This is a genomic window from Martelella sp., assembly GCF_984369615.1.
The window spans coordinates 1-10,910 of record NZ_CFHTCS010000130.1; the positions used below are offsets into that span (position 1 = coordinate 1).

The 10,910-nt window shown below is 65.6% G+C and carries 7 protein-coding genes; 5 read left to right on the forward strand and 2 right to left on the reverse strand.

The genetic code is table 11. From position 1 onward, the window contains the following. From AC5DC2_RS11980 to AC5DC2_RS11995, 4 genes are all read left to right on the forward strand, one after another. Positions 1-927, forward strand: a 927-nt coding sequence (locus AC5DC2_RS11980) for an alanine racemase (RefSeq protein ID WP_491698636.1), incomplete at its 5' end; no start/stop codon positions are given. 8 nt (positions 928-935) lie between these two features. Beyond that, entirely contained in the window at positions 936-2,144 is a 1,209-nt protein-coding gene (locus AC5DC2_RS11985; RefSeq protein WP_491698637.1) for an MFS transporter, read from the forward strand. A gap of 133 nt (positions 2,145-2,277) precedes the next feature. Continuing rightward, positions 2,278-3,315 carry a LacI family DNA-binding transcriptional regulator gene (locus AC5DC2_RS11990; RefSeq protein WP_491698638.1) on the forward strand — a complete coding sequence of 346 codons (1,038 nt, stop codon included), beginning with the start codon at positions 2,278-2,280 and terminating at the stop codon, positions 3,313-3,315. 153 nt (positions 3,316-3,468) lie between these two features. Continuing rightward, the gene (locus AC5DC2_RS11995; RefSeq protein ID WP_491698639.1) at positions 3,469-5,325 is read left to right on the forward strand and encodes a heavy metal translocating P-type ATPase; all 1,857 of its coding nucleotides are present in this window, start codon (positions 3,469-3,471) and stop codon (positions 5,323-5,325) included. A 4-nt stretch (positions 5,326-5,329) separates the two neighbouring features. Here the strand turns inward: AC5DC2_RS11995 and AC5DC2_RS12000 are convergent, their stop codons facing one another. Together AC5DC2_RS12000 and AC5DC2_RS12005 are read right to left on the reverse strand one after the other, a co-directional pair. Next, the gene (locus AC5DC2_RS12000) at positions 5,330-8,419 is read right to left on the reverse strand and encodes a CHAT domain-containing protein (protein ID WP_491698640.1); all 3,090 of its coding nucleotides are present in this window, start codon (positions 8,417-8,419) and stop codon (positions 5,330-5,332) included. Next, positions 8,416-10,173 (reverse strand): alpha/beta hydrolase, encoded by a 1,758-nt coding sequence (locus tag AC5DC2_RS12005; RefSeq protein ID WP_491698641.1) that lies wholly within the window; start codon positions 10,171-10,173, stop codon positions 8,416-8,418. The genes AC5DC2_RS12000 and AC5DC2_RS12005 overlap by 4 nt, the downstream gene beginning before the upstream one ends. A 151-nt stretch (positions 10,174-10,324) precedes the next feature. Here AC5DC2_RS12005 and AC5DC2_RS12010 point away from each other — a divergent pair. Beyond that, a partial coding sequence (locus AC5DC2_RS12010; RefSeq protein WP_491698642.1) for a caspase family protein occupies positions 10,325-10,910 on the forward strand: 586 nt, incomplete at its 3' end.

The following is a 10,910-nucleotide window of genomic DNA, read 5'->3' on the forward strand; positions in this document are numbered from 1 at the left end:
CACAAGAGCGTCAAGCTGGCCGAGCGCCAGCTTGCGCGCGGCGCCAAGGGTATCACCTGCCAGAAGCTGGGCGAGGCCGAGGTGATGGTCGATGCGGGGATTGAGGATGTCCTGATCTCCTATCCGCTGATCGGCCCGATCAAGGCCAGGCGGCTTGCGGCGCTGGCCAGACGCGCGAAGATGAGCGTGGCCATCGACAGCCGGGCGGCGCTTGAGACGGTGGCTTCGGCGGCTCGGATGGCCGATGCGGATATCGGCGTTCTGGTGGAGTTCGACAGCGGGCTTGGCCGCACCGGCGTCGTCACCGTGGCGGAGGCGCTGGCGCTGGCGCAAAAGGTTACGGAGACGCCGCATCTTTCCTTCGACGGGCTGATGACCTATCCCGCGAGCGAGGCTTCGGTCGCCTTTGTGCAAGAGGCGCGCGACGCCTTTGCGGCAGCCGGCCTCGCGATCCCGAAAGTCTCCGGCGGCGGCACGCCGAATGCTTTCAGGACCCATGAATTCGGCGTGATCGATGAATTGCGGGTCGGCACCTATATCTATAATGACCGGATGATTATGGGCGTCGGCCATGCCGGGCTGGAAGAGTGCGCGCTCGACGTCCTCGTCACCGTCGTCAGCCGGCCGACGCCCGATCGCGCCATTATCGATGCCGGCACCAAATCGCTGACCAGCGATCCCGCCGGCAAGGGCGGCCCGGGCTACGGCCTGATCCGCGACTATCCCGATGCCGTGATCGAGCGGCTGACGGAGGAGCACGGCATGGTCGATCTTTCGGCCTCAGCGAAAAAGCCGGAAATCGGCGAACGGCTCAGGATCATCCCGAACCATGTCTGTCCGGTTTCCAATCTTCACGACAGCATCTTCGTCCTGGAGAATGGCGGCGTTTCCGAGTGGCGCGTCGATGCCCGCGGCATGACGCGATAGGGGGCGTCATGTCGGCAGCCACGGACCTGCGCACGCTTTTTGCCCGGCGCAATTTCGCGCTTTACACGCTCGGAAATGCATCCGGGCTTCTGGCGCAGTGGATGTTCAAGACGACGATCGCGTGGCTCGCCTGGGAACTGACCCATAAATCGGTCTGGGTTGGCCTCGCCGTGACGGCGGAGATGATCCCGACCGTGCTCGTCGGGCTTTATGCCGGCGTCGTGGCCGACCGGGCGGATCTGCGGGCGATCCTGATGCGGGTCCAGTTCTCAACAGTCTGCATCTATTCCGCGCTTGCCTTTCTGGCCATGCAGGGCGCGCTGAGCATTCCGCTCCTGCTGTCGCTGATGGCGGTCAACGGCGTTGTCGTCGGCTTTGCCCAGCCTGCCGGCCAGGCGGCGATCACCGGGCTTGTCGACAATGCCGAACTTGGAACCGCGATCTCGCTCAATTCCATCCTGTTCAATCTCGCCCGTTTTGCCGGCCCGGCGCTTGCCGGCGGGTTGATTGCAGCCTTCGGCGGGGCTGTCGCGCTTGTGGCGACGGCCTGCTTCGCCGGGCTGTTTTTCCTGATGCTGACGGCGGTGCGCTTCAATGTCCTGCCGCGGCTTTCCGGGGATGGCTCGATCTGGCTGAAGATTGCCGAGGGAATGCGGCAGATCTTCGTGGAGCCGACGGTTGCCTTCGTCTTCATGCTCTATGCCACGGCCGCCTTCCTGATCCGGCCGATCAGCGAGCTTTTGCCGGAACTTGCCGACCGGGTGCTGGACGGCGGCGCCGAAACACTGGCGCTCCTGTCCTCGGCCATGGGGCTGGGCGCCATCATCGCCGGTTTCGCCAACATGATCGGCGGCGTGCGCATGCAGGTGCCGCTTGCCGTCTGGGGGACGCTTCTGGCGGTTCTCGGGGCGCTGGTTCTGGCACTGACGGAGAATATCACGGTCGCGCTCATCGGCGCTGTCCTCTTCGGCGGCGCGCTGGCCGCCGGTGGGGTTGCCTCGCAGACAGTGCTGCAGCTCGGCAGCCCCGCCCATCTGCGCGGGCGGGTGATGTCGCTGCACGGCATCATCTTTCGGGTCGGTCCGGCGCTCGGCGCGGTCACGCTCGGCGGTCTTGGCGATACCCTCGACTTGCAGCAATCCCTGTTGATCGGTATTGCAGCGATGCTGATCGTCTGGGTGCTGCTGATGAAGCGGCGGGGCGCGGCGCATGGCTAGCGCATCTGCCCGAAAATCGGAATCGATTTTCGGGCAGATGCGTAGATTCAATAGGTTAGAGCGCCGTGCGTCCGAATGGACGCACGGCGCTCTAGCGCGGTTGTCGGCGGGAATACCAAACGGGAGGGTTTCGATGACGGCAAGAGGCAAGAAGATCAGTCAGGCGGACATCGCGCTTCGTGCCGATGTCTCGATCAGCACGGTCTCGCGCGCGCTCGGCGGCGCTCAGCGTATCAGCCCTGTGGTGCGCGAGAGAGTGCGCCGCATTGCCGAGGAACTGGGCTACTCAGAACGGGAAAGGGCGCTGCCGGCGCGCCTGCCCGAGGCGGAGATCAAGACCGTGGTCTATCTGCCCATGCATCCGGTCACCGGCGGCCTGCATCCGATCTTCCAGGAAACCTATGACGGGATGGTGGCCGCCGCCGCCGAAAACGGGCTCCAGCTTTTCCCGAAGCTTCTTCCCGAGGAAGACCTGGATTTTGATTTCGTCACCCGCCAGGCCGAAGAGCACGGGACCGCCACCGCCTTCATGTTCTATGTCGACCCGATCCCGGAAGTTGCTCGTTTCTTTCAGGAAAACGGAAGTCTCGTCCTGGTCAACAATGTCGATACCAGGATGCGCTTCGACAGCGTGATCGTCGACAATTACGCCGGCATGAAGCGCGCCACCGAGGCGATGCTCGAGGCCGGCCACCGGCGGCTTCTGTTCGTGGCGGGAAATCTGCGCTACAGCCCGCGCGAGCGCATGCGCGGCTTCTTCGACGCCGTGTCGGAATGTCCGGACGCGAGCGGCGAGCAACTGGTCATCGGTCATGACCGCCACGAGACCGCGCTTGAATATTTCAAGCGCTATTTCGGCGAGCACGAAAGCTGGGACTGGACCGGCATGGTCTGCGGCAATGACCTGATGGCCATTGGCACGATGCAGGCCGCGCGCGAGAACGGCCTGACAGTGCCGGACGACTTCTCCGTCATCGGCTTCGACGACATCAGCTGGTCGGCGATGACGGCGCCGCGTCTCGACACGATCCGCTATGACCGGATCGGCATGGCCGAGGAGGCGATCCGGCTTCTGCGCCGCAGGATCGAGAAGCCCGATGCGCCGGTCATCAAGGCGGTTCAGGGCGTCACTTATATCGCAGGCGGGACGATCCGGCGGATTGGCGGCTGAACCGCGGGGCGGCGATCGCCCGGCGCCGATGCTCCATTTTCCCAATCCGGCGCCGGACATGACCTCGATCATTGCCGTTTTTTTGCTTCCATCAAGAATGGAGGTGATGAACGGCAAGAGGCCGGGCCGGACGGCCCGCGAAAGGCGCACGCCATGACGTCACGCGAACAGATCAGGCGACTGCTCGTCGCATTTCCCCTCGTCGGCCTGTCGGCCGGGCTTGCCGCGCGCTATGCCGGCGCAGCGGAACTGGCGGTCGCGGCCTTCTTCGTCGCGACACTGCCGGTACTCGCTTTTCTGCTGGCGGATGCTGTCTCCTCGCTGAAGCGCGGCGAATTCGGCATCGACCTCCTGGCGGCGCTGTCGATGACGGGCGCGCTCGCCTTCGGGGAGACGCTGGCCGCAGCCATCGTCGCGCTGATGTATGCCGGAGGCAGCTATCTTGAGGTTCTCGCCGACCGCCGGGCGCGCCGCGAGATGACGGCGCTGCTGGAACGCGCGCCGCGCACGGCGCTGCGCTATCGCGACGGACACACCGAGGAGGTTGCGGTCGAAACCGTCCTGCCGGGCGATCGCCTGCTGATCCGCCGGGGTGATGTCATACCGGCCGATGGAGAGCTTCTCTCGGGCATGGCTGTGCTCGACCAGTCGGCTCTGACCGGCGAGGCCGAGCCGGTGCGCCAGGCCTCCGGCGGAAGCCTGTTGAGCGGGGCGACCAATGTCGGCGATGCCTTCGACATGACGGCGCGGCGCGCGGCCGCCGAGAGCACCTATGCCGGAATTGTCCGCCTGGTGGAAAAGGCGCAGGCCGCGAAAGCGCCGATGGCGCGCCTTGCCGATCGCTACGCGTTGTTCTTCCTGGCCGCGACGCTTGCAGGCGTCGCCGCCACCTGGTGGGTCACCGGCGATCCGCTGCGCGTGGTCGCCGTGCTGGTGGTCGCGACGCCCTGTCCGCTCATCCTCGCCGTGCCGGTCGCGCTGATGTCCGGCGTTTCCTCCGCGGCCCGACGGGGCATATTGCTGAAGGGCGGCAGGGTCATCGAGGCGATCGCTTCCGTTCGTTCCGTGGCGCTGGACAAGACCGGCACGCTCACCGTCGGCCGGCCGGGACTGACGGAGATCCGGTCAGCCGACGGCTATGAACAGGACGCGTTGCTTCAGCTTGCCGCCTCGCTGGATATTGCCTGCAAACATCCGATGGCAAGCGCGCTCGTTGCTGCGGCAAAGCGGAAGGAGCTTTCGCTCAGCCAGCCCGAAAGGGTTGTCGAGACGCCGGGAGAAGGCGTCGAAGGCTATGTCGATGGCCATTATGTGGTGGTCGGCGGGCGGCGCTTTGCCGAGGCGCGCTGGCGCGGCCACGATGTTTCCTGCCGTTGGGAGAAGGCCGCGACGCCGGCCGGCACCTCGGTCGTCCATGTTCTGGTCGACGGAGCGCGCGCCGGCGAACTGCATTTTTCCGATCGGGTGAGGGCCGGCGCCCGCTCGGTGTTCGATACATTGCGCGGCAATGGCGTGGAGAACATCGTGCTCGCGACCGGCGATGCCGAGGCGGCGGCGCGACACATGGCCTCCGGTCTCGGCTTCGACCGTGTGCTCTCGAACCTTTCCTCCGACCAGAAAGTGCTGAGCGTGCTCTCCGAGCGCAAGAACGGCGCGGTGATGATGGTCGGAGACGGCGTTAACGATGCGCCGGCGCTGGCGGCGGCCGACATCGGCGTCGCCATGGGCGCGCGCGGCTCTGCGGCCTCCGTCGAGGCGGCGGATGCGGTGCTGCTTCTGGATGACCTCGGCCTTCTGGTGCCGGTCTTCTCGATCGCCCGCCGCACCATGCGGATCGCCTACCAGAGCATGATCGCCGGCATAGTTCTTTCCATCGCGGCGATGGGCTTTGCCGCCGCCGGCTATCTCGATCCCGTCGCTGGCGCGCTGTTGCAGGAGGCAATCGATCTCGCCGTGGTGCTCAATGCGCTGCGGGCACTGTCATCGGGACGCGAAGCCGCCGACGGATGATGGCCTACCAGCCGACGGTGACGAAGGGCGCCCAGACGCCGGGATGGCTCCAGGACGGATGTTCCGGATCGTCGATCATCGTAAGGATTGACCGGCGGAGCGCCTTTGCGCCGCTGTCATTGTCCGGCATGTCGGCCAGCGCGTCGAACATGCCGGTCGTCAGCGCCACCGTGGCATCGCTCTGCACGGCCCAGTGCGAAACGACGAGACGGCGGGCGCCGGCATAGAAGAAGGCGCGGGCGAGGCCTGACAGGCCCTCCGAGCCCTCACCGCCCTGGCCCTGCGCCGTGTTGCAGGCCGACAGCAGCACCCAGTCGGCGTCGAGCTCCAGCGCTGCGATTTCGCTTGCCGTCAGCAGGCCGTCGCGCATCCCCGCCATGCCGGCGATCTCATCATCGAGCGGCGTCAGCGCCAGCGCGGGCTCGGTGAGGCCGTTCGCTTCCCCGCCCATCAGCCCGTGGGTGGCAAAGGCGATGATCGCGGCATCTTCGAGGGCCGTCCGGGCCAGCGCGTCCTCGTTCGCCGCATCGCCGAGCAGCAGCGTGCCGCTGTCGTCGGCGACTATGGCGTTGAGCGTTTCCAGTTCGAAGCCGGTTTCCGGCAGCGGCGCAAGCCTGAGCCACGCAGGATCCTGCCGGAAATGCGGATTGCCGATGCCGAGAAACCCGCCGACCGGAAGCGAGGCGTTTTCGGCGCGCAGGGCGCGGAGCGTCGAGGGCAGTGGAAGCGTGGCAAAGGCATTGTCGCGGATCGCCCAGTGGGCCGCGGCAAAACGTTCCGGCCCGGTTGCACCGTCATCCGGCGCCTCGGCCACCAGCGCAGCAAAGGGGATCGCCTGCAACGGCCCGTCCGGGGCGATCAGCAGGGTGGCGTCTTCAGGCAGCAAGGCCTGCACCGGACCGAGCGCCTTTTCGTAGAGCGCATGGGAAAGCGCGAGGTCGAACCCGCCCTCCGGCGTCTCGGCCGGCCCGGAACCGAGGTCGAACGGCGTCATCGCGCCGCGCGCGGGCGCGCGCAGCGGTCCGCGCGGATCAAGCGTCTCGCGCAGCTTGCGCACGGTTTCCTCAAGCCAGCCGTCATCGAGCAGGGTCCGGTCCCAGATCACATTTTCACGGGTCACGGCGAAAATATGCAGGCCGCGTTGGGTGAGGAGGTAGGTCACCAGCACTTCATCGGGGCGCAGCAGGCCGCGCGCCTCTTCGAGCGAGAGCGGCCTGCTGGCGACGTGGTTGCGGTATTCGGGATAGGCCGCGTCCAGCTCGGCTTCCACCGCATCAAGGCGTGGCTCGATGTCCGAGAGCAGATCATAGCGCGTGATCTCCTTCTCGCCGGCGCGCTCAAGAATGCGATTGCGTTCCGCAATCAACGCATCGCGCCGGCGCAGCAAAAGGGCGAGTTCATCGGAGCCGGCGCTCATGCGCGCCGTCATCGCCGCGATCGCGCGGCCGGCGCTGCTCTGGCGGGCAAGCTGGATCTGGCGGAAGGCGTCGTCGAGAATGGCCGCGTAATAGCCCTCTCCGGCGGTGCCGGCGTAGCCCTTGGCCAAGGCATCCTCGAAGGGAAAGACATAAGGCCCGGTCTGGTTGAACGCCTCATCGACATTTGCGGCGTCCCTCGGCCCGACAATGGCGCGGGACTCCAGCAGGTCGAAGCCGAGATCGACGGCCTGTTCCATGATTTCGGAGAGGCGCGCGATCTGCTGCTGCTGCAGCCCTTCGGAGCGCGCCGGTATGCCCTTCAGAAAGGCTTCCGCCGCACCGGCCGCGGTTGCGGAAAAGGCGAGCCGCATGTCGAGGTCGTCACGCAATGCGCCCTCCACCGATACGCCGAGGCGGGCGAGACCGGAGGCGGCGGCGGTTGTCTCCAGCAGCGAGGCGGCAGCGGAATAATAGACCTCCTGATAAAGCGCGCGCGCGCGATCCGCCATGGCGAGGCTCTCGGCCGCGCGGGCAAGCCTCAGGCGGGTGTCGGAGAGCTTGTGTTGTGCAAACCTGTCGGAGAGGAAGAGGTCATCGATCTCGTAAAGCGTGGCGAGCGCGGTGTCGACGAAACCGGCCGCGGCCGGTTCCTCGAGCGCGGGCTCGTCGACGGCGCTGATGATGATGGAAACGATCTCGAGAAGATCGACGGCGTCCTCATGGGTGAGTTCCGCGCCCCTCTCCGCAATGACGGCCATTTCCGCCACCACTCCATCAATATCGGCTTCGCTCAGTCCTTCCGATGTCGCGACGATCAGCAGCGATCGCATAACGGCGACGCGCGCCGCGTCGAGATGTTCGGCATTTTCGAGGGCGGCCCTTGCCGTGCCTGCCGCAGCCGCGCGCGCCTCCAGCGTCCATTCCAGCACGGCGAGGCGGGCAAGCGCCTTCGCGCGCAGAGGTGCTGCCGCCGTGGCAATCAGCTCGAGCAATGCGGCGCGCGCCTCGATGTCGAAGCCCTGGGCGGAGAGCGCCTGGGCGAGCAGATAGCGATCGTCGAAATTCTCCGCTCCGGTCAATTCCTCATGGTCGGCGATTGCCGTGCTGAGCGGATCAATCGTCAGCGCCGCCGACGGTACGGCGGAGGAGCGGGCAGAGAGATAGGCCTCCTGAACCCTGAGGGCCGCAAGCGTTTCAGGCGCAAACCGGCCGGGCTCGCCTTCATTGTAGGCTTCCGCCAGGCTGATGCCGGCCGAATAGGACGCGGCCGCCTGCGCGATGAAGCCGAGCCTTGCCTTGGCCCACCCTTCGATCCAGTAGAATTCCGGATAGCGGCTCACAAGCTCGGGGCGATAGGCAAAGGCTGCCTGTGTCGTGTCGAGGGCCGCCGACGCATTGCCGGCATTCAAATGCGCAAGCGCCAGATAATAGGCGAGGCTCGCGCGTTCGATCGGGTTTGCGGGGTTGCGGTCATAGACGGCGATCGCCTCCTCCATCACGGGGGCGGCGGCGGCGTAGTCGCCGTCCTGAAACAGCGTCGAGAACTGCCGGAGAAGCGCCTGGAACGCGGTTTCGTTTTCCTGTCCCCGCGCCGGGACGACGCAGAGCAGAAGCGCAAGCAGAAAGACGGCGAACGGCTGCAGGCGGCCTGATGAAAACGGGCGCTCCAGCGTCAATTCGCCTCCTGCCCTTCGGGCGCGATATAGGCGTCGAGGCGGCCCTCGATCTCGCTCGCCGCTGCCTGGTCGGTGACGAGTTCGGAAATGAGCGCTGAAATATCCGCGCGCGAGATATCGTTCTTGCTCCACAAATGGCTGATCAGGCCGATCATGGTTTTGTCGAAACAACCGCCTTTTTGGTATTTCCAGGCCGTCTCGCCGGTTTCAGTAACGGTTTCCGTCATGCCGCAGCGCACATTCGGCGGCGGATTGCGCCAGATCAGCGAAACGATGTCGGCAAGCGCGGAACTGTCATCGGCGAAATAGGTATGCGCCAGCATGTCCTCGCCGAGATCGGACATGTCGATCGTGTCGAACAGTTCGTCCGTCGTCACGCTGTCGCCGCCCTGTCCGGCGCGCGGCGCATTGCCGTGCAGCTTCCTCGAGGCGACCAGCGCCCAGTCGTTTTCCGAGGTGTAGAGGGTCAGGCGCTCGGCCAGCGGATGGATCGTCTTCATCATCTCCCTGAAAAGGCCGGCATCGACATCGGGCGCGGCGAAGAACACCTGGCCGAAGACCGGGTCGTCGCCTTCCTTAATCCCGTCCCGCAACGCCATCAGTTCCAGCGCGTCGGTCAGCGCGCGGTTGCCCATGCTGTGGGCGACGATGTGGATCGTGTCGGCGCCGGAGCGGGCGCGCAGGTCTTCCAGAAACATGGAAAGCCGCCGGCCGCTGAGCCGGACGACCGCCGTATCGGCGACGTAGCGCACCGTCTGGCCGGCCGACGGCCAGGAATAGAGCACCGGCACGCCGCGATAATCCATGTCATAGGCAAGCTGGGCGGCGCGCTTGGCGGCGGCATCGAACCGGGTGTTGAAGCCGTGGATGAAGACGACGATTTCCTTGCGCTCGCGCCCCGCAAGTTCGCTGCTCATCTTCGAGAAATAGGCATCCGCCTCCATCGGGTCGACCTTCCGGACCATCACGTGTCTGGCGGGCGAGGGGCCGAATTCGAGCTTCCAGATCGAGGGCGTCTCGATGGCGCCCGGCACATGCGTATCGGGAATGGTGACGGTGACCACGCCATATTCGAGATCACCGCGTCCATGGCCATAGAATTCGGCCGGGTCGGCATTGCCGGTGCGCGCGCGGTCGGTGGCGTAGAAGACATCGACGGCGCTGAACCCGCCATCCTGACCGCTGCGCTTGCCCATGCGCGTGGACATGATCGCAAACTGGGCCTGGCCCGCAAATTCCTCGGTGGCTGCCATGTCGCCGCGCAGCCTGGCGACCTCCGCCTTGCGGTTCAGGAGATCGGCGAGGACCTGGCCCGACTGACCGCCATTCCGGCGATAGGCGATCTCGGTATCGAGCACGCGCAAGGCTTCGCGATAGGCTTCCGCCTCGGTGTAGAGCGTTGCCGCAAGATCCAGATAGGGGAGCGGATTGCGGTCAAGCTGCTCGCTCATGCGGATCGCGAAATCGGCCAGTCCCTCGGCTGCTGCCGCCGCCGCTGCCGTTTCGCCGGCCTCGCGCAGGATCTCGAGCCTCAGCGCCGAAAGATCGAAATAGATTTCGGGGTCCGGATCGGGCGAAGCCTCGAGAGCGGCAATGGCCGCATCGACCATGGCAAGACGTTCCGCCGGGGCCTCGACGGCAGCCAGCTCCAGCTCGAAAGCGATCGGGTCGAAGGGCGCGGCTTCCTGGGCGAAGAGCGGCGGCGAAACGATCAGGGAGACGAGGGAGAGGAGGGCAATTCGCGCAAGACGCATGTTTCAGGCCTGTGAAATTGACGATCGAATATCAGCTAGTCTATCGTCAGCCCCGACTAAGTAAACAGCCGATCTGCGCGGAAAGAGCGCAGGCTTCGATCGTTCTTTTAATCGGTTGTATAATATTGTTGTTATTGCTCGGGAATTCTGCATGGGAAAACTGTTCCGTCTGTTCTTGCTGGCACTTGTCCTCGGAGCAAACGCCGCTCATGCCGAATCCCGCGCGCTGATCATCGGCGTCGCCGGCTATGATGATCCCGACATTCCCGATCTGCGCGGCCCCACCAATGACGCGCTCTTGATGCGCGACGTGCTGGATAAATCCGGTTTCATCGATATCACGCTTCTCGGCGATATGCCGGATGCCGATGCCCGGCCGACGCGGGCGGCGATTTTCGAAGCCTTTGCCGGTCTTGCGGAACGGGCGGACGTGGGCGACCAGATTTATGTCCACCTCAGCGGCCATGGCTCGCGCCAGTTGGACCCGCAGGGAGACGAGACCGACGGGCTCGACGAGATATTCCTGCCGGCAGACACGGCGCTGGCGCAGGCCGGGTCCGGTCTTGTGCCGAATGCGATCAGCGACGACGAGATCGGGGCTCTTCTCGCCGGAATCCGCCGGACCGGCGCCGATGTCTTCTTCGTCATGGACAGCTGTCATTCGGGCAGCGGCACGCGCGCCTTCGAACGCGGCATCGCCGACCGGCAGGTCAGTCCCGCCCTGCTGGGCGTCGATC

Coding starts and splice junctions, on each gene's coding strand:
- AC5DC2_RS11995 (WP_491698639.1), top strand. CDS start 3,469: ATGACGTCACGCGAACAGATCAGGCGACTGCTCGTCGCATTTCCCCTC.
- AC5DC2_RS11990 (WP_491698638.1), top strand. CDS start 2,278: ATGACGGCAAGAGGCAAGAAGATCAGTCAGGCGGACATCGCGCTTCGT.
- AC5DC2_RS11985 (WP_491698637.1), top strand. CDS start 936: ATGTCGGCAGCCACGGACCTGCGCACGCTTTTTGCCCGGCGCAATTTC.
- AC5DC2_RS12005 (WP_491698641.1), bottom strand. CDS start 10,173: ATGCGTCTTGCGCGAATTGCCCTCCTCTCCCTCGTCTCCCTGATCGTT.